Origin of the sequence: Marinobacterium zhoushanense (assembly GCF_014641945.1) — a bacterium.
Lineage (GTDB): Bacteria > Pseudomonadota > Gammaproteobacteria > Pseudomonadales > Balneatricaceae > Marinobacterium_D > Marinobacterium_D zhoushanense.
Window position 1 is genome coordinate 26,702 of the sequence record NZ_BMIJ01000009.1, and the last position, 18,843, is coordinate 45,544.

The following is an 18,843-nucleotide window of genomic DNA, read 5'->3' on the forward strand; positions in this document are numbered from 1 at the left end:
CATCTTACCAGAGGATTATGCATGACGCTGACAGAGCTTCGATACATCGTCACCCTGGCCCAGGAACAGCACTTCGGGCATGCCGCCGAGCGTTGTTACGTCAGTCAGCCGACGCTTTCGATCGCGGTGAAGAAGCTTGAGGAGGAACTCGGTGTCGCCCTATTCGAGCGCAGCAAAAACGCGGTTCGGGTGACGCCAGTGGGCGAAAAAGTCGTACGCCAAGCACAGATGGTGCTTGAACAGGCCGAGGCGATCCGCGAGATGGCCAAGGAGGGCAAGGACCAGCTGGCGTCGCCTCTGCGCATCGGCGCCATCTACACCATCGGGCCCTACCTGTTTCCCCGGCTGATTCCACAGATGCAGGCACTGGCGCCGCAGATGCCGCTGTATATCGAAGAGAACTTCACCGAAGTGCTGCGTGGCAAGATCCGCAACGGCGAACTCGATGCGGTTATCCTCGCACTGCCGTTCCATGAGCCTGACGTCCTCACCCGCGCGCTCTACGACGAGCCGTTCATGATGGTGCTGCCCAAGGATCACGTCCTGGCCAAGGAAAGCGAGATTGATGCCAACCGGATCAACGAGGAGCGCATGCTGCTGCTCGGTGAGGGGCACTGTTTCCGCGACCAGGTGCTTGAGGCCTGTCCGACACTGAACCAGTCGTTTCATGACCAGCACACCATCACCGAGGGCAGCTCACTGGAAACGATCCGCATGATGGTGGCCTCCGGCCTCGGTACCAGCGTGTTGCCGATCTCAGCGATCGAGGGCCACCCCTCCCGTGATCTGGTGGCTACCCGGCCGTTCAAGGCGCCGCAGCCGACCCGCACCGTGGCTTTGGCCTGGCGTGCCAGCTTCCCCCGGCCGCAGGCGATCGAAGCCCTGATGCAGGCGATTTTGGCGTGTCGTCAGCAGGAACCGGTGCTGGATATCGCCTGATGCTCCAGCTGGATGGCACTTCGGTGGCGGGCTCTGCTCTGGCGGGCACGCCACAGCCGGTTACCGAGCTGAAAGGGGTGGGGACGGCGCTGGCGCTGAAACTGCAGCGGTTGGGCATCGACTCCATCCAGGACCTGCTATTTCATCTGCCGCTGCGCTATCAGGACCGCACCCGGATCCTGCCGATCGGTTCGCTGCGGCCCGGCGATGAAGGCGTCATCGAGGGCACCATAGCCGCCAGCGATATTGTCATGGGCCGACGTCGCGCCCTGCTGTGCCGGTTGCAGGATGGTACCGGCACCCTGAGCCTCAGGTTTTTTCACTTCAGCGCTACGCAGAAAAACAGCCTCGCTGCCGGTGCCCGGGTACGCTGTTTCGGCGAGGCGCGTCCCGGCCCGTCCGGGCTGGAGATCGTTCACCCCGAATATCGGGTCATCAGTGGCAGCGCAGCGGTAGCCGTCGAAGAGTGTCTGACCCCGGTTTACCCATTGACCGAGGGCTTGACCCAGGGCCGTGTACGGTCACTGGCGCTGCAGGCACTGGCCTGGCTCGACAAGGGCATCGTCGAGGACCTTATACCGGAAACATTGCGTCAGCAATGGAAGCTGCCGGAGCTGGGTGAATCGATCCGTTATCTGCATCAGCCACCGGTGGATGCCGATCAGGACGGCTTGCTGGCCGGTACCCATCCGGCTCAGCGGCGACTGGCGTTCGAGGAGCTGCTGGCACATCACCTGTCGCTGTTGCAGATCCGGCACAGTGTACGCGAACAGGGTGCCCCGGTGCTGAAAGCAACGGGCAGCCTCAGTGTGCCGTTTATCCAACAGCTGCCATTCGCGCTGACCCAGGCCCAGCTGCGTGTCGCCCGCGAAGTGGCACGGGACCTAAACATGCCAGTGCCAATGTTAAGGCTGGTGCAGGGCGATGTGGGTTCCGGCAAAACAGTCGTGGCGGCCTTGGCGGCGTTGCAAGCGTTGGAGAACGCGGCCCAGGCGGCGGTGATGGCACCGACGGAGATCCTCGCCGAACAGCACTTCAATAATTTCAGCCAGTGGCTGGAACCGCTCGGTATCTCGGTGGCCTGGCTGGCGGGCAAGGTCAAGGGCAAGCAGCGCGCACGGGAGCTGGAGCGGATCGCCAACGGCGAGGCGCAACTGGTGGTCGGTACCCATGCCCTGTTCCAGGAGGAGGTACGCTTTGCCAACCTGGCGCTGGTGGTGGTCGACGAGCAGCATCGCTTCGGCGTGCACCAGCGCCTGAGCCTGAGGGAGAAGGGGCGCCATGGCGAGCAGACTCCGCACCAGCTGATCATGACCGCGACGCCGATCCCGCGCACGCTGACCATGAGCGCCTACGCCGATCTCGACTGCTCGATCATCGACGAGCTGCCGCCGGGGCGCACCCCGATCAATACCGTGGTTATCGCGGATTCTCGACGCGTCGAGGTGGTCGAGCGGGTGCGTAACGCCTGCCGCGAGGGGCGCCAGGCGTATTGGGTCTGCACTCTGATCGAGGAGTCGGAAGCCTTGCAGTGTCAGGCCGCCGAGGTCACCGCCGAGGCCCTTCGTGAAACCTTGCCGGAGTTGCGTATCGGCCTGGTCCATGGCCGGCTGAAGGCGGCGGAGAAGGCGCAGATCATGGCCCAGTTCAAGGCCGCCGAACTGGATCTGCTGGTGGCGACCACGGTGATCGAGGTCGGCGTCGACGTGCCTAATGCCAGCCTGATGATCATCGAGAATCCGGAACGTCTGGGGCTGGCCCAACTGCACCAGCTACGTGGGCGGGTTGGCCGCGGCTCGGTCGAGAGTTTCTGTGTGTTGATGTATCATGCGCCGCTTTCCCAGCAGGGGCGCGAGCGGCTGGCGGTGATGCGTGAGAGTACCGATGGTTTCCGCATTGCCGAGAAGGATCTGGAGCTGCGCGGCCCCGGCGAGGTACTGGGGACCCGCCAGACCGGCATGATGCAGTTCCGCATCGCGGATCTGCAGCGCGATGGCGACCTACTGCCGAGGGTAAAACGCGCGGCCGCCGATATCGAGCGCAGCCCGCTGCTTTCCCAGGCGCTGATCCGGCGCTGGTTAGGACAGGGCGCCGACTACGCCCACGTCTGAACTCCGCTCAGCCGGCGCTGCGCTAGCCTCATGCCGCCGAGCGTACTTAGTAATAAGCAGGAATCCCATGCAGCCCACAGCCGAACAACTGGAGCTGATCGAACGTCAGCTCGGACGCAAGCCGCGCGGTATCGACGCCATCGCCTATGCCACCGAACAGGGTGTGCCGGTGGTGCTGCAGATGCGCTCGTTGATCGACGACAAGCCCTTTCCGACCCTGTACTGGCTCTGCTCCCGCGAGCTGTACCAGCGCATAGCCGAGATCGAAACCGCAGGTTGGGTCAAGCAGATCGAGCAGGAGCTGGCGGATGATGCCGAGCTGAGGCAGCGATATCTTGCCCAGCAGCAGGCCTATGTGGCGTTGCGCTGGCAGCTGATGGACCCGGCCGACAAAGTCCGGATCGAACAGCTCGGTTTCACCGACCTGTTTCATCGCTACGGCATCGGCGGTATCGCACAGTGGGACAAGGTGCGTTGCCTGCATATGCAGTACGCGCATCACCTGGTGGCCGACAATCTGATTGGCGAACGCATGGACCGGGAGTTTGGTCTCGATCAGAGTCTGGCTCAGCTGAGGATCTGAGGTGCTGACCGGTGCTGCCGAACCACGCCTGAACCTGGGCTGCAGGTCACTTTCCCGCTTGGAACCGCAGGCAGGTGCACGCTTGTCTCAGGACCCGGCCCGATCAGGCCTCGTCACAGCGAAAACCGAATTGATCGAGCGCATCGGCCAGATAATCGGCCAGCAAGGGATGCGCGATCAGGTAGTGAGCGGTATGGTCGTTCCAGCCGTCCGCCGCCTCGATCAGTGCATCGCGCCACTCTGACTGGTCAAAATCCCCCCGGCCTAGCCACAACAGTGCGACGACCTCCTGCTGCTGGTCGGGTTCCAGGTCGTTGATGATCGACAGGAACTCCTGAAAGGTCAAATCTCCCGCGTGGTCAGCCAACACCTGCCGGGCCCAGTCATCGGCCGGGCTTATCGGCTTCTCCGGAATGGTCACCGCCTCCTTGGCATGAAACTCCCGGGCAAGCTGTATCAGGCGGCAAAGGGTTTCCGAATTGACATTCAACATGATGCTGCCTCCGCATGAGCTGTCCACCTAAAGTCTAGGCGCTTTTGGTGCCTGTGCCCGTGGGCGCACGGGCGGATCCGTAGACCAAGTCGGTATACCGACTCGGCACTATACTGCTAGACAAGCACTCAATAGCGCGCCGTCTATGTACACTGCCGCCGAATTATCCAGCCCGATCAATCCCGTGTCCTACACCCTCTGGCGAGACAAGTATCGTTTTGTCGATGACCAGGGGGTAGCGGAGGACAGCATCGACGCCAGCTGGCAGCGGGTGGCCCGGGCGTTGGCGCGGGCCGAAAGTCGCGAGCGTCGACGCTGGGCCGGGCGTTTCCATGCCCTGCTGGCCGACTTCACCTTCCTGCCCGGTGGACGGATACTGGCCGGGGCAGGTAGCGGGAGGCGGGTAACGCTGTTCAACTGCTTTGTCATGGGCCGGCTCGACGACAGTATCGATGGCATCTTCTCCGCCCTGCGCGAGGGGGCGCTGACCATGCATCAGGGCGGTGGTGTCGGCTACGATTTTTCGACCTTGCGCCCAGCCGGGAGCCGAGCCGAGGAGACCGGCAGCATCGCCTCGGGACCGCTGTCATTCATGCAAGTCTGGGACAGCATGTGCGCCACGCTGCTCTCCACCGGCGCCCGCCGGGGGGCGATGATGGCCACGTTGCGCTGCGATCATCCCGATATCGAGGCGTTTATCGACGCCAAACGGGATCCCGCACGGCTACGTCACTTCAACCTTTCTGTACTGGTGTCCGATGGGTTCATGCGGGCGCTGCGGCAGGATGAAGCCTGGCCGCTGCTGTTTCCGCTGCAGGCATTATCGCCCGGCGAAGCGGACGGTGCACAGGTGATCGAGCGTCAGCTGCCCGGCTATGACAGGCCGGTGCCGTGCAAGGTCTGGCGCTGGGTCAGCGCGAGGGCGTTGTGGCAGCGGATGATGCGCGCCGCCTATGACTATGCCGAACCCGGGGTGTTGTTTATCGATCGGATCAATGCCGAGAACAACCTGTACTGGCAGGAGCGGATAAGTGCCACCAATCCCTGTGGTGAGATTCCACTGCCGCCCTACGGTGCGTGCAACCTGGGCTCGCTGAACCTGGTTCGGTTTATCGACAGCCCTTTCTCCCGCGCTGCCCGACTCGATTTCGATGCGCTGGCGAAGAGTGCCGCACTGGCCGTGCGTATGCTCGATAACGTGATCTCGGTATCGCGCTTTCCGTTGCCGGTTCAGCGGCAACAGGCGCGGGCGAGTCGGCGCATCGGCCTGGGGCTGACCGGGTTGGCCGATGCCCTGATCATGCTCGGACTGGGCTACGATAGCCCGCAGGCGCGGGACCTGGCCGTGCAGGCGATGCGCACCATCTGCCTCGGTGCCTATCGGGCGTCGGTCGAACTGGCGCAGGCGCGCGGCAGCTTTCCACTGTTCCAGCGGGAGCACTATCTGAACGCGCCATTCATTACCCGCCTGCCGGCGGATATTCGCGATGGCATCGCCGAGAGCGGGATACGCAACAGCCACCTCTGTGCGATAGCGCCGGCCGGTACCATCAGTCTGCTGGCGAACAATATCTCCAGCGGCCTGGAGCCGGTCTATGCGTTTACCCAACAGCGCCGCATCCTGCAGGCGGATGGCGCCTACCGCGCCTGGGAACTGAGCGATTACGCCCTGGCACTCTGGCGGCAGCAGTATGGCGACAGGCCGTTGTCGCCGGCTTTTGTGGAGTCGGCGGAACTGGCGCCGCAGGCGCATCTGCAGATGCAGGCGGCGCTGCAACCCTTCGTCGACAGCGCGATCTCGAAGACGATCAACGTGCCGCAGGGGTATGGCTATGATGTCTTCGAAGCGATCTATCGCGAGGCCTACCGGCTGGGGCTCAAGGGCTGTACCGCGTTCCGGCCCAATGCGATTACCGGTTCGATTCTGGCGGCGGGTGAGGGCGAGCAGCTGCACTGCTGTAATCTGGAGCGCGAGGCGGACTGAGGACTGTTTGTGGAGAAGAGGCTGGAAAAAGAGATCCCCGCACGGAGGCGGGGACTCTTGACACCGGGTAGGTGGCGCACGGCCACCTGGTAACCGGCGGGGATTAACCCTGTATCAGCTTCTGGTATTTCGCCATCAGCTGATCTTCGGATTCGACATGATCCGGGTCCTTCGGGATACAGTCGACCGGGCACACCTCTACGCACTGCGGGGTGTCGTAGTGGCCAACGCACTCGGTGCATTTGCCCGGATCGATTTCATAAATCTCTTCACCCGGAGAGATCGCCTCGTTCGGGCATTCCGGTTCACATACATCACAGTTGATGCATTCATCGGTAATCATCAATGCCATGCTGGCTACCTCAATGACTGACAGGGTTCAAATTACGGCTGGTAGTGCTTCTTCAGGGCTTTCGCAACCGACGGGTGGACGAACTGGCTGACGTCTCCATCCAGTGCCGCGATCTCACGGATCAGCGATGACGAGATGAAGGACAAGCTCTCAGCCGGCGTCAGGAATAAACTTTCGACCTCCGGTGCCAGCTTGCGGTTCATATTGGCAAGCTGAAATTCATACTCGAAATCGGATACCGCACGCAGACCGCGCAGGATAACGTTCGCATCCTGCTGCCGGACAAAGTCGGCAAGCAGGCAGTCAAAGCCAACCACTTCCACATTGTCGAGATGAGCCAGGGCTTGCTTTGCCAGTCCGACTCTGAGCTCAAGATCCAATGCCGGCCCCTTTTTCGGGCTGTCGGCAACGGCGACGACGATGCGATCAAACAGGCGGGACGCGCGTTCAACCAGATCGGCATGGCCGTTGGTAATCGGATCGAAAGTACCGGGGTAGACTACCGTATTCATTACAGGCGCTGACCTTTGTAGTTTTGAGCGACACTGCTGCAAAAGGGGCGAAACCGGCATTTTTGCATCTGCACAGGGTTCAATCTCCCTTAAGGCGCGGATGTTAGCCCAATTGCCTGAGGCGCACAAATAGATTAATGGAATCGAATATTCAAATATGGTTATAAAAACTTAATCCTTTTATCCTTTATTCTTATAAGAAGTCCGGTAGTTTCGTAGCCAGGTGCGGGATCCATGGCGGCATAGACGCTCTTATGTGACGTTTTAGTGACGAATGGGTGACAGCGCTTGATAACTGCCGGGTGGCATCGTAGCTTCTTGCAACTGCCTGGCAGCAATGACGCCGCCGGGCGGGTAATCGCTGAGGAGAGGGGAGTGGTCAGGCGTAGCCGAGAAGAGGCGGAGGCAACACGGCAGGCATTGTTGGATACCGGATTGGTGCTGTTTGCCGCGCAGGGGCCGGAGGCGGTCACCATGAAACAGATCGCCGCGCAGGCTGGTGTTACGCATGGCGCCATGTACTGGCATTTTCGCAACAAGCAGGATCTGCTCGATCAACTGCTGCAGCAGTGCGAACTCCCCTTTGAACAGCACTACCTGGAGCAGCGCCAGGCGGTGCAGCAGGATGCCCTCGGCGCGCTGGATGCCTTCGTGCGCGGCAGCCTGACCCAGATGGCCAAGGATTCGCGCGCGCGCAATATCTACCGCCTGTTTCACTATGGCCGTGCCTGCTCACCGGAGCTGGCCCATCTCCAGCCTTTGCTCGATGGCCAGTTAGAGGTGTGGCAAGGCTATCTGCATTACTTCCTGAAGCAGGCTCGCAAGCAGAAGCAACTGCGCAAGAAGCTGGACCTGGATCAGATCAGTGCCAGTCTGCTGATCGGTCTGGTCGGCCTGTTGGACCTGTGGCTGACCCTGCCGAAACGGTTTGATCTGATCCACCAGGTCGAGTGCTTGCTGAGGATTCAGCTCGAGGGGCTCAGAGCGCTGAAGCCATCAATGCTCTGAGCTGCGCTCGAACAGGCGGTAGCTGACCTGGCCGGCCTGTTTTTCCCGGTACAGTTGCCAGTCGGCCGGTAGCGGCGGTAGCGTCAACTCACGTTCGCACTCGATATATATCATCGCCCGGTCGGCCAGCAGGTTGCGGCTTTCCAGCAGCGCACACAACGGTGCTACCAGCCCCTGTCTGAACGGCGGATCCATAAACACCAGATCGAAGCGCTCCGCTTCATCGGTGGGACGGGCGTCCAGCCACTCCAGCGCGGCAGCGTTGATTACTTCGGCGTTCTGCACTTTCAGATGCTGCAGGTTGGTCTGCAGCGCGCGCGTGACCTGCGGCGAGCGATCGACGAAGGTCACCGAGCCGGCTCCCCTCGATAGCGCTTCCAGGCCCAACGCCCCGCTGCCGGCGCAGAGATCGAGGCAGCGGGCACCCTCGGTGACGCCCTGCAGCCAGTTGAACAGCGTTTCGCGCACCCGGTCCGGGGTCGGGCGCAGGCCATCGATCTCGGGAAACGCGACCCGGCGGCTGCGCCACTGTCCGCCGATGATACGGACATAGGCGTCGTCTGGAAGGGGCTGGCGGGGGCGGGCAGGGTTGCGGCGGCTCATGGGTCAGTGTCCAGCGGTATCGAAACGGATAAGAAGGCTCTGCGCTGGCCGCAGGGTATCGCGCAGTAGCTGACGCGCCTGTGCCAGGTTCAGGGTGGTAAGTGTATCGCGAAATGCCTTGTGGCTGTCCAGCGGCAGGCGATACAGCGCGACCAGATCGAGCCACTGGCCCGGAGACTCCTGCTCGATGCGCGCCAGCTGCTGCAGCAGGGTATCGCGGGTGGTATCGAGCAGGGCCTGATCTAGGTGCCGCGCCAGCTGCTCACCCATCGCGCTCGGATCATCAGGCCAGTTGTGCAGCAGTAAACCGTGGTAACCGCCGCTGACCAGCGGCTGCCAGAGCCAGCGGTAGTCGGCGTTTGCCGCAAGCGTCCGGGCCAGCAGATGTGAAACCAGCTCGGCACTCAGGCGTTGCCGCGCCAATTCCACGCCATTGGTGGGGGCGGGGATGGACTGGGCGATCAGTTGCCAACCGGTATCCAGACGGCTGCTGCCGGTGTCAGGTATCAGCAGCTCGCCGCTCTGCCAGCCGGAACGGTCATAGCGATCGGCCTGGGAGGGGCTGGTGGTTTGCTCGGGGATCTCCACATCGCCGACCAGGATCCAGCGATGAGGCGGCTGCCAAAGTCTTGAATACGCTGTGCCAATATCGCTGCTCGGTTCCAGCTGTTGGCCAAAGGCGGCCAGCAGGCGATCCTCGGCGGGCTGGCTCTGCAGATAGCGTTCAGCGCGCAGGCGCCGGGTCAGTGCCGGCCAGTCAAGCGCCGGCAGTGGCGCCAGCAGACTCAGCAACTGCTGCTGTTGAACCGGCTTAGGTTGGGCCTGCATCCGTAGCCTGAGCGCCAGGTAACTGCCGCTCCTGTGCAGGTCGGCGCGCCACTGCTGCTGGTCCAGCCAGGTCTGCGCCGCGTCGAGACGCGTGCGAAGTGCCCGTTCGACCGCCTGATCCTGCACCCAGCCCTCATCACTAAGCGCATTGGTTGAGGGCAGGATCAGCGTCAACCGGTATCCCGGCTCGGTATTGGGCAGCAGATACCCGCTGTCGTTCTGCCAGCTCAGCTGGTCCAGCGGTGACTGCGTTTGGCCGCTGCGATGCAGAACCAGGATAACGATCGGTAATATCCAGATAAGAATCAGCAGGTATCGTCGGTTGAACAACGGCTGGTGTCGGACTTTGACCAAAGCTTTATGCGTCCTTCGCTTAAGTAACGGCAACGCTATGGTAAGATAGCGCGCTTTGGAATTTCATTGAATGGGGGCGGTTTCGGTCCAGCTGAACGTCCCTGCTACCCGGATACTACAGAATTTATGGAAGCACTCTACACCTGGATGCTCGATAACGGGCTGGATCCCAACCTGGTTCCCTATGGGATCGGCGGCTTGGCGTTCGTCATCCTGCTGCTGATCTATGTCTACCTGCGTGGTGGCAAAGCCGAGCAGACGCCACCGGCACGCACTGACGAGGTGGAAGCAGAGCAGACAGCGGAACCCCGGATCGAGGTCGAAGCTGAGCAAACGCTACCTGAAGCGGCCGCCGAAGCCGAGCTGGCAGCCGATGACGCGGCGGTGTCGACCGAGGCCGAAACAGAAGCGGAACTCAAGGCGGCAGTTGTTGAACAGGCGACGGGCGAGGCTGGTGAGGAGGCTCGCGAGGAGGTGAGCAGCGCCGAGCTGCAGGCTCGGGAACAGGCCGAGGCCGAGCTGCTGGAGCGTGAACAGGCGCTGGCTGAAGCACAGGCGGCAGAGCAGAGAGCCAAGGAGGAAGCCGCTGCTCTGGCCGCGGCGGAGCAGGCCGAGCGTGAAGCCGCTGAGAAGGCCGAACAGGAGCGGCGTGCTGCCGAGCAGGCCGCCGCCGAGGCTGCGGCCAGGGTTAAAGCCGAAGCTGACACGGGTGAAGTGCGCAAACAGCGCCTGTTCGAGCGGATCAAGAGCGGGCTGAGCCGCACCAAGTCGGGTCTGACCGAGCAGCTGGGCAGCCTGTTCCTCGGTGCCAAGGAGATCGACGACGACCTGCTCGAAGAGATCGAGACCCTGCTGTTGATGGCCGACGTCGGCGTTGAGGCAACCACCGAGATCGTCACCCGGTTGACCGACCGGGTCGAGCGCAAGCAGTTGAAAGATCCGCAAGCGCTGCGTGAGGCGCTGAAGGAGGAGCTGGCAGACCTGCTCGGCGGTGTCGAACATCCGCTTTGCTTACCCGAGGATAAGACACCGGCGGTGATCCTGATGGTCGGCGTCAACGGTGTTGGCAAAACCACCACCATCGGCAAGCTGGCCAAGCGTTACCAGAGCGAAGGCAAGTCGGTGATGCTGGCGGCGGGCGATACCTTCCGTGCCGCGGCGGTGGAGCAGCTGCAGGTCTGGGGCGAGCGCAACAATGTGCCGGTGGTGGCGCAACATACCGGTGCCGATTCTGCTTCGGTGCTGTTCGATGCGCTGCAGTCAGCCAAGGCCAAAGGCGTGGATGTGCTGATCGCGGATACCGCCGGACGCCTGCAGAACAAGGACAACCTTATGCAGGAGCTGCAGAAGGTGGTTCGGGTGATGCAGAAGATCGACCCGAGTGCGCCGCACGAGGTGATGCTGGTGCTTGATGCCGGCACCGGGCAGAATGCGATCAGTCAGGCCAAGCAGTTCAAGGAAGCGGTGGGCGTCAGCGGCATTACCCTGACCAAGCTGGACGGTACCGCCAAGGGCGGCATCATCTTCGCCATCGCCAAGCAGTTCGGTCTGCCGATCCGCTTTATCGGCGTCGGCGAGCAGGTGGATGACCTGCGCCCCTTCGACGCCAACGAGTTCGTCCAGGCACTGTTCGACTAACAGATCTGATCGACCAAGAGCATCTATGACCGCGATCCGCTTTAGCAACGTCGGCAAGCGCTACCCCAACGGCCATGATGCGCTGGTGGGGTTGAACTTTACCCTGGAGTCGGGGGAGCTGGCGTTCCTGACCGGCCACTCCGGCGCCGGCAAAAGTACCCTGCTGAAGCTGATCATGCTGATGGAAAGGCCCAGCCGCGGCGGCGTCTGGGTCGGCGATCGCGACCTGACCAAGCTGCCGCACAAACAGATCCCCTTCCACCGCCGCGAGATCGGTGTGGTGTTCCAGAACCACCAGCTGTTGTTCGACCGCAGTGTGTTCGACAACGTGGCGCTGCCGCTGCAGATCTCCGGCTATGATCCGGCTGACGCGGCGCGACGTGTACGGGCGGCGCTGGACAAGGTGGGCCTGCTGTCGCGGGAGAAGCTGAACCCGATTACGCTGTCCAGCGGTGAGCAGCAGCGAGTCGGTATCGCCCGCGCCATCGTGCACAAGCCCAAGTTGCTGTTGGCGGATGAGCCCACCGGCAACCTGGACCCGGATCTGTCCGAGGACATCATGCACCTGTTCGAGCAGTTCAACCGCATCGGCACCACCGTGTTGATCGCCAGTCACGACCTCAGCTTGATCAACCGCCTGCGGCATCGTGTGTTGCACCTGCAGGGCGGAAGGTTGGTGGCCGATGGCTACTGAGCCGCGTCAGCACCAGGGGGCCAGCCGTCGCGCGGAGTCGCCTCGTCGCAGTGATGCCCCCCGCCGCGGCGCCGAACAACATCGGATCGGCTTGGCCGATCGCAGTCGTGGCTGGCTGCGTCACCATATCGAAGTGGCGCGCCAGGCATTGCTGCGGCTGTGGAGCACGCCACTGGCGTCGCTGATGACGCTGGCCGTGCTGGCGATCGCGCTGGCGCTGCCCGGGTTTATTTTCACCGCGCTGAAGAACGTGGATCAGCTCACCGCGGGGTTGGATACCGATCCGCACATTTCGCTCTATCTCGATGTGTCGTTGAGTGACGAGCGTATCGACAGCTTCAGTCGCGAATTGCTGTTGCGCGACGACCTGGCATCGGTGGAGCTGATCAGCCGCGACAAGGGGCTGGAGGACTTCAAGGCCTACACTCGCTTCGACGACCTGCTCGAGTTTTTCGATAGCAACCCGTTACCTGCCGTCATTACCCTGATTCCACGTCACGACGACCCGGCCCAGTTGCAGGTTTTGCAGCAGAAGCTGGCGGCGCTGCCGGAAGTCGAGGAAGCACGGCTCGATCTGGAGTGGGTACGCCGGCTGGGGGCGTTTATGGCGCTGGCCGAACGCAGTGCCTGGGTGCTAGGCGGCCTGCTGGCGCTGACGGTGCTGCTGGTGGTGGGTAACACGGTGCGGATGACCATAGAGAGCCGCCGCGATGAGATCCTGGTCAGCAAAATGGTCGGCGCTACCGATGCCTGGGTACGTCGGCCCTTTCTGTATAGCGGAGTCTGGTTCGGCGCCTTTGGGGCCCTGCTGGCCTGGTTGCTTGCGCAACTGGCATTGGCGTTGATCTCAGAGCCGGTGCAAGCGCTGGCCGCGCTGTATCTGAACGGCTATGTTGTACAGGGTCTGGGCCCGGTCGAATCACTGGCGCTACTGTTGATCGGTATCCTGCTTGGACTGGGCGGGGCCTGGCTTGCGGTGGGGCGCCATCTGCGTGATATCGAACCGGGCTAGAAAGGCGGGCAGGTGTTGCGTTTTGGCCTGCCAGAGGCTATTTTTTCCGGTCCGAAATAGAATTGCATGGCGTGGGGATGGAACTTTGGCTCCTCGCCGCCGGTCTTACAACCGGTTTCAAACTGCTGGATGTTTACGAGGTGACTCCTTAAATGGGCACGAGCTTACAAGTTGTTGAACAACTCTCTCCGGGGCGCAATGTCGACGCCTACGTACAGAGCGTGAGCACAATACCTATCCTCACTGCCGAGGAGGAGAGAGAGCTGGCCGAGCGTCTGCACTACCAGAACGATCTGGAAGCGGCACGCCAGCTGGTCATGTCTCATCTGCGCTTCGTCGTGCATATCGCACGCAGCTACTCCGGTTACGGTCTGCCGCTGGGTGACCTGATCCAGGAGGGCAACGTGGGCCTGATGAAGGCGGTCAAACGCTTCGACCCCACCATGGGTGTGCGCCTGGTCTCTTTTGCGGTGCACTGGATCAAGGCGGAGATGCACGAGTTCATCCTGCGCAACTGGCGTATCGTCAAGATCGCCACCACCAAGGCGCAGCGCAAGCTGTTCTTCAACCTGCGTTCGCAGAAGAAGGGCCTGGGCTGGATGAGCAATGACGAGGTCGAGGCGGTAGCCCAGGATCTGGGCGTCGACGCCAAGACCGTGCGCCAGATGGAGGGGCGACTGGCCTCCACCGATACCGCTTTCGATGCGCCGATGGACAGCGATGATGACAGCGCCTGGCAGGCACCGGCGGCTTATCTGGAGGATCACAGTGCGGATCCCGCCAGCCAGCTCGAAGAAGCGGACTGGGAGGAGAGCTCACAGCGTGCGCTGATGTTGGCGATGGAAGCGCTCGACGAGCGCAGCCGCGACATCCTGATGCAGCGCTGGCTCAACGAAGAGAAGGCGACACTGCATGACCTGGCGGCCAAGTACGGCGTCTCGGCCGAACGTATCCGCCAGTTGGAGAAAAACGCCATGAACAAGATCAAGGCGGCGATGATCGCCTGATCTCCGCAAGGTTGAATAACTGCGTACAAGCCGCTGCAACGATCCGGCCGCGAGGGACTAGATACCCCGGGGCGCGATGGAGAGTTCAGCGGCTTTGCCGTTTTTATGTGCAGGTAATACGGTATGCCGCGGGCGCACGGATGTGCAGGAGCGGTGATTGCCTCGGCCTCAAGGCGTATACTATGCACCCTGTTCGTTTCCGGAGTGGTGGATGTCGGCCCGTCTGATTCTTCTGTGTGCGGCCCTGAGCGGGGCGTTGGCGGTGATGCTGGGTGCTTTTGCCGCGCATGCGCTGCGCGATATGCTGGAACCGCGCCTGTTGGAGGTGTTCCAGACCGGGGTGACCTACCAGTTTTATCATGTGTTCGCCCTGTTCGGTGTTGGCTTGCTGCTGCAGCGCTACCCCCTGCGTGCGCTGCGACTCAGCGCCGCTCTATTTGTGCTCGGTATGCTGCTGTTCTGCGGCAGCCTCTATACCCTGGCACTGACCGGCGGCCACTATTTCGGCATCATCACCCCTATAGGTGGGGTCTCATTGATCGCGGGCTGGCTGGTGCTGGCGTTCGCGATCTCAGGCAAGGTAAAGCAGAATGCAGATACAGGTGAACGGTGAGCCTTTTGACGCCGGTGAATGCGTCAATCTTGCTGAACTGGTAAACCGGTTGGGGCTGGCGGGCAAACGCATCGCGATCGAGCTGAACATGGAGATCGTCCCGCGCAGCGAACACGACAAAACCGAGCTCAAGGCCGGTGATCGCGTCGAGGTGGTGCACGCCATCGGTGGTGGCTGAGCGCCTGGCGGTAAAGGCTTTCAATCAGAATTTAAGCAGGATCTAGAGATGTCAGAGCAACAGCTGAACGACCCGCTGGTGATCGCCGGCAAAAGCTACCAATCCCGCCTGCTGGTGGGTACCGGCAAATACAAGGATCTGCAGGAGACCGGTGAGGCGATAGCGGCCAGCGGTGCCGAGATCGTCACCGTTGCGGTACGCCGCACCAATATCGGTCAGAACCCGGACGAGCCCAACCTGCTCGACGTTATCTCTCCGGACAGGTACACCATCCTGCCCAATACCGCCGGGTGCTACACCGCGCAGGATGCGGTGCGTACCTGCCGTCTGGCGCGTGAACTGCTCGACGGCCATGATCTGGTCAAGCTTGAAGTGCTGGGTGACCAGAAGACCCTCTACCCGAACATCGTCGAGACCCTCTCTGCCGCCGAGACCCTGATCAAGGACGGTTTCAAGGTGATGGTCTACACCAACGACGATCCGATCGTCGCCAAGCACCTGGAGGAGATGGGCTGCGTGGCGGTGATGCCGCTGGGCTCGCTGATCGGGTCCGGCCTCGGCATCCTCAACCCGCACAATATCCGCCTGATAATGGAGGAAGCCCAGGTACCGATCATCGTCGATGCCGGTGTTGGTACTGCTTCCGATGCTGCCGTGGCGATGGAGATGGGCTGTGCCGGGGTGTTGATGAATACCGCCATCGCCGCCGCTAATCAGCCGGTGCTGATGGCCAGTGCCATGCGCAAGGCGATCGAGGCCGGCCGCGAGGCGTTCCTGGCCGGTCGCATGCCGCGCAAGGCCTATGCCAGTGCCTCCTCGCCGCTGGTCGGCACTATCGGTTAAGCGAAAATCCGGCCGAGTTAAACGAAATTCGGGCGCCGTGGCGCCCGAACCTGCTTGAGATAAGAGTAGATGAGCGAAACAGAACAGCAGCGTCCGATGCGTCAGGTGCGCAGCTTTGTGGTCCGCGCGGGACGTATGACCGAAGGGCAGGAGCGCGCCCTGAAGGAGAACTGGCCGGTCTATGGTCTGGAGCTGGACGGCGGTATGCTCGATTTTTCCAGTCTGTTCGGCGATCAACGTCCGGTGGTGCTGGAGATCGGCTTCGGTATGGGTGACTCCCTGATCGAGATGGCACGCCTCTCACCGGAGAAGGGATTTATCGGCATCGAGGTGCACCCGCCGGGTGTTGGCCGCCTGTTGGCACGGGCCCGTGACGAGGGGCTGGAGAACATCCGAGTGTTCTGTGACGATGCGATCGAAGTGCTGGCCCGGTGTATTCCGGATGCCAGCCTGGACTGCCTGCAGCTGTTTTTCCCCGATCCCTGGCCGAAAAAACGCCATCACAAGCGCCGCATCGTGCAGCCGGAGTTTGCGCAGACGATTCGGCAAAAGCTGCGCATCGGTGGTACCTTCCATATGGCCACGGACTGGCAGAACTACGCCGAGCATATGATGGAGGTGATGAGCGCGGCAGAGGGTTACCGTAACGCTGCTGGCGACGGTGAGTACTCACCTCAGCCGCAGTGGCGACCGGTGACCAAGTTCCAGAAGCGCGGTGAAAACCTCGGTCACGGGGTCTGGGATCTGATCTTCGAGCGGGTTGGCTGAAGAATGCCCGCCGATCATGCCGGCTGGGCCTCGGCTCAGCCGGCATGATCGGTGCTGTCGAACTGCGCCACCAGCCACTGCTTAAGCATACTCGCTTCCGGACTCAGCGGCTGCTGTCGGGGGTGGACCAGAAAATACGCTTTGGACTGCTCGAATCCCTGGTCAAACAGGTCGATCAGCTCCCCTTTCTCCAGCTCGTCGCGCGCCACCAGCCGATTGCCGAGTACCACGCCCTGGCTGCGTTTGGCCGCGTCGATGCCAAGCAGTAACTGATCGAAATGCAGCGAATGTATTCGTTTTCGGGCGCCCGCATCCAGCAGGGTAAAACGCTGCAGCCATTCATCCCAGGACGCATATTGCGAGACCTGTATCAGTACCGTCCGGGCCAGGTCGTCCGGTTGTCGCAGGTTTAAACGTGAGCGGTAGTCCGGCGAGCACAGCACGCGCAGACTTCCGGCATAGAGCAGCGTGGCGTCGAGCGCTGGATCCTGACCGTTGAAGTGGCGGATGGCCAGGTCGACCGACTCGCGCACAAAATCGACCGGATGGCTGACCGAATTGATACGCAGGTCGATATCAGGGTGTTTGGCGATGAAGTCGGCCATACGGGGCGCGAGCCATTTGGCCGCCAGTGCCGGTGTCAGTGACAGGCAGACCGAGCGCCGCGGGGTTACCCTGCTGGCATGACTCTCCTGCCTGATCTGCTCCAGCGGCGAGGCGATGCGGGCGTAATAGTCCAAGCCCCGCTCCGTTACCCTCAGTTGCCTGACCTCGCGGTAGAACAGCAGAAAGCCAAGCCACTCCTCTAGCTTTTGCACCTGTTGCGAAACGGCACCGGGACTGACATGCAACTCCCTCGCGGCGAGTTTGAAACTGACGTGGCGCACGGCGGCCTCAAAAGCGATCAGCGCACGCAGGGGCGGCATCCGTGATCTCATGTCGCTATGAACTCATCTATGGGTAATCGGCTATGAAATAGTTTAACTATCCTATATCGATAGTAATTATAGTTTGTACAGCATTTATAGTTCAGAAAAAATGCTCTTTTGTGCACGACCTTCCGTTCGAGATATCGATGAAATCATCTGTACGAAACAGCAGTCTGCTGCTCATTGTCAGTGGCTGTTTGATGTTGATGCTGTCTTTTGGCTTCCGTTCCGGGTTTGGCTTGTTTGTACCGCCTATCAGCGAAGCCAATGGCTGGTCGCGGGAGGTGATGTCGCTCTGCCTGGCGATCCAGAATCTGGTATGGGGCATTATCGCCGTATTTGCCGGCGGTCTGGCAGACCGTTTCGGTACTCGCCGCGTGCTGGTGAGCGGTGCGCTCCTCTACAGCGCCGGCATGTGGTTGATGGCGGGGGCCGATACGCCCTGGCTGCTGTATGGATCGGGCGGTGTGCTGGTGGGTGCCGGTGTCGCCGGTACCGCATTCGGCATCGTGCTGCCGGCCATGGCGCGGGCGGTGGACATCAGCCGTCGCCAATGGGTGCTTGGGCTGGGTACCGCGGCAGGCTCTCTCGGCCAGTTTCTGGTGGTACCGGTGGTCCAGCAACTGATCAGCGCCTTTGGCTGGATCCTGGCGCTGCAAATACTGGCGCTGGTGGCATTGGCGATGGTGGCGCTGGCGATACCCTTGCTGTCGGGTGCCACTGCCGGGCCGGTGACGCACGAACACGAAGTGGAGATGGATCTCAAGCAGGTACTGGCACTTGCCCTCAGGACCCCCTCTTTCCTGCTGCTGGTTGCCGGCTTCTATGTGTGCGGATTTCAGCTTGCGTTCGTGACCGCCCATATGCCGGCGTTTCTGCAAGACAACGGTTTTGATGCCCAGGTTGGCGCCTGGTGCATCGCGATCATCGGCTTGTGCAACGTGGCCGGTGCTTACCTGTCCGGTATCCTGTCGGGCCGTTACCCCAAGCGTGACGTGCTGATGACCATCTATGCGGTACGCGCCGCGTCTCTGGTTGTCTTTATGCTGGTCCCGATCAGCCTGGCATCGGTGCTGGTATTCAGTGTCGTTACCGGCTTTTTCTGGCTCGCCACGATACCGCCGACCTCGGGCATGGTCGCGACGCTGTTTGGCACCCGCTACATGTCGCTGCTTTACGGCATCGTATTTCTGGGACACCAGCTGGGAAGCTTCTGCGCGGTCTACTTCGGTGGCGTGATCTACGAGCGGACTGGCAGCTACGATATTGTCTGGTGGCTGGCCGCCGGGTTGGCACTGATGGCGGCGTTTGTGCACTGGCCGATTCGGGAGGCCCGTGTGATGCGCGCCCCTCAGCCCGGCTCGGTGATACAGGCGACGTAACGGTAGACCCGG

The 18,843-nt window shown here is 61.8% G+C and carries 20 protein-coding genes; 14 read left to right on the forward strand and 6 right to left on the reverse strand.

Annotated elements, in window-relative coordinates; translation table 11 throughout:
• The first annotated feature begins 21 nt into the window (after positions 1-21).
• The 3 genes from IEX40_RS19605 (at position 22) to IEX40_RS19615 (ending at position 3,633) form a co-directional block, all read left to right on the forward strand.
• Positions 22-939 (forward strand): hydrogen peroxide-inducible genes activator, encoded by a 918-nt coding sequence (locus IEX40_RS19605; RefSeq protein WP_188751462.1) that lies wholly within the window; start codon positions 22-24, stop codon positions 937-939.
• A complete protein-coding gene (gene recG, locus IEX40_RS19610; RefSeq protein ID WP_188751463.1) occupies positions 939-3,050 on the forward strand; it encodes an ATP-dependent DNA helicase RecG in 2,112 nt (703 codons plus the stop codon). Before IEX40_RS19605 ends, recG begins: the two co-directional genes overlap by 1 nt.
• 67 nt (positions 3,051-3,117) lie before the next feature.
• A complete protein-coding gene (locus IEX40_RS19615) occupies positions 3,118-3,633 on the forward strand; it encodes a DUF501 domain-containing protein (protein ID WP_188751465.1) in 516 nt (171 codons plus the stop codon).
• Between the two features lie 103 nt (positions 3,634-3,736).
• Here IEX40_RS19615 and IEX40_RS19620 read toward each other — a convergent pair whose 3' ends face one another.
• Complete coding sequence (locus tag IEX40_RS19620; RefSeq protein ID WP_188751468.1) at positions 3,737-4,126, reverse strand: DUF3775 domain-containing protein; 390 nt, start codon at positions 4,124-4,126, stop codon at positions 3,737-3,739.
• Positions 4,127-4,271: 145 nt separating this feature from the next.
• Between IEX40_RS19620 and IEX40_RS19625 the strand changes: the two genes are divergently transcribed.
• Positions 4,272-6,110: an adenosylcobalamin-dependent ribonucleoside-diphosphate reductase gene (locus IEX40_RS19625; RefSeq protein ID WP_188751469.1), complete on the forward strand. Its 1,839-nt coding sequence runs from the start codon at positions 4,272-4,274 to the stop codon at positions 6,108-6,110.
• 103 nt (positions 6,111-6,213) lie between these two features.
• Here IEX40_RS19625 and IEX40_RS19630 read toward each other — a convergent pair whose 3' ends face one another.
• Together IEX40_RS19630 and coaD are read right to left on the reverse strand one after the other, a co-directional pair.
• Entirely contained in the window at positions 6,214-6,462 is a 249-nt protein-coding gene (locus IEX40_RS19630) for a YfhL family 4Fe-4S dicluster ferredoxin (RefSeq protein ID WP_188751471.1), read from the reverse strand.
• 32 nt (positions 6,463-6,494) lie between these two features.
• Entirely contained in the window at positions 6,495-6,974 is a 480-nt protein-coding gene (coaD, locus tag IEX40_RS19635; RefSeq protein ID WP_188751473.1) for a pantetheine-phosphate adenylyltransferase, read from the reverse strand.
• A 375-nt stretch (positions 6,975-7,349) separates the two neighbouring features.
• On the opposite strand from coaD, the gene IEX40_RS19640 reads away from it, so the two are divergent.
• Entirely contained in the window at positions 7,350-7,982 is a 633-nt protein-coding gene (locus tag IEX40_RS19640) for a TetR family transcriptional regulator (RefSeq protein ID WP_188751474.1), read from the forward strand.
• Here IEX40_RS19640 and rsmD read toward each other — a convergent pair.
• Together rsmD and IEX40_RS19650 are read right to left on the reverse strand one after the other, a co-directional pair.
• A complete protein-coding gene (gene rsmD / locus IEX40_RS19645; protein ID WP_188751476.1) occupies positions 7,971-8,585 on the reverse strand; it encodes a 16S rRNA (guanine(966)-N(2))-methyltransferase RsmD in 615 nt (204 codons plus the stop codon). The two genes, IEX40_RS19640 and rsmD, sit on opposite strands and share 12 nt — an antisense overlap.
• Positions 8,586-8,588: 3 nt before the next feature.
• Positions 8,589-9,767, reverse strand: a complete 1,179-nt coding sequence (locus tag IEX40_RS19650; protein WP_188751478.1) for a hypothetical protein — start codon at positions 9,765-9,767, stop codon at positions 8,589-8,591.
• Between the two features lie 126 nt (positions 9,768-9,893).
• Between IEX40_RS19650 and ftsY the strand changes: the two genes are divergently transcribed.
• The 8 genes from ftsY (at position 9,894) to trmB (ending at position 16,520) form a co-directional block, all read left to right on the forward strand.
• Positions 9,894-11,405, forward strand: coding sequence for a signal recognition particle-docking protein FtsY (gene ftsY / locus IEX40_RS19655; RefSeq protein ID WP_229680858.1), 1,512 nt, complete (start codon positions 9,894-9,896; stop codon positions 11,403-11,405).
• Positions 11,406-11,430: 25 nt separating this feature from the next.
• Positions 11,431-12,099, forward strand: coding sequence for a cell division ATP-binding protein FtsE (gene ftsE / locus IEX40_RS19660; protein WP_188751480.1), 669 nt, complete (start codon positions 11,431-11,433; stop codon positions 12,097-12,099).
• A complete protein-coding gene (gene ftsX, locus IEX40_RS19665) occupies positions 12,089-13,111 on the forward strand; it encodes a permease-like cell division protein FtsX (protein ID WP_188751482.1) in 1,023 nt (340 codons plus the stop codon). Before ftsE ends, ftsX begins: the two co-directional genes overlap by 11 nt.
• Before the next feature lie 152 nt (positions 13,112-13,263).
• Positions 13,264-14,118, forward strand: coding sequence for an RNA polymerase sigma factor RpoH (gene rpoH / locus IEX40_RS19670; RefSeq protein ID WP_188751484.1), 855 nt, complete (start codon positions 13,264-13,266; stop codon positions 14,116-14,118).
• Between the two features lie 211 nt (positions 14,119-14,329).
• On the forward strand, positions 14,330-14,731 hold the full coding sequence (locus tag IEX40_RS19675; protein WP_188751485.1) for a DUF423 domain-containing protein: 402 nt from the start codon (positions 14,330-14,332) through the stop codon (positions 14,729-14,731).
• Positions 14,709-14,909 (forward strand): sulfur carrier protein ThiS, encoded by a 201-nt coding sequence (gene thiS, locus IEX40_RS19680; protein WP_188751487.1) that lies wholly within the window; start codon positions 14,709-14,711, stop codon positions 14,907-14,909. Before IEX40_RS19675 ends, thiS begins: the two co-directional genes overlap by 23 nt.
• 48 nt (positions 14,910-14,957) lie before the next feature.
• Positions 14,958-15,752 carry a thiazole synthase gene (locus IEX40_RS19685; protein ID WP_188751490.1) on the forward strand — a complete coding sequence of 265 codons (795 nt, stop codon included), beginning with the start codon at positions 14,958-14,960 and terminating at the stop codon, positions 15,750-15,752.
• A 69-nt stretch (positions 15,753-15,821) separates the two neighbouring features.
• Positions 15,822-16,520: a tRNA (guanosine(46)-N7)-methyltransferase TrmB gene (gene trmB / locus IEX40_RS19690; RefSeq protein ID WP_188751492.1), complete on the forward strand. Its 699-nt coding sequence runs from the start codon at positions 15,822-15,824 to the stop codon at positions 16,518-16,520.
• Between the two features lie 35 nt (positions 16,521-16,555).
• On the opposite strand, the gene IEX40_RS19695 is transcribed toward trmB, so the two are convergent.
• On the reverse strand, positions 16,556-17,446 hold the full coding sequence (locus IEX40_RS19695; RefSeq protein ID WP_229680859.1) for a LysR substrate-binding domain-containing protein: 891 nt from the start codon (positions 17,444-17,446) through the stop codon (positions 16,556-16,558).
• Between the two features lie 149 nt (positions 17,447-17,595).
• On the opposite strand from IEX40_RS19695, the gene IEX40_RS19700 reads away from it, so the two are divergent.
• Positions 17,596-18,831: an MFS transporter gene (locus tag IEX40_RS19700; protein ID WP_188751496.1), complete on the forward strand. Its 1,236-nt coding sequence runs from the start codon at positions 17,596-17,598 to the stop codon at positions 18,829-18,831.
• The last annotated feature ends 12 nt before the right edge of the window (positions 18,832-18,843 follow it).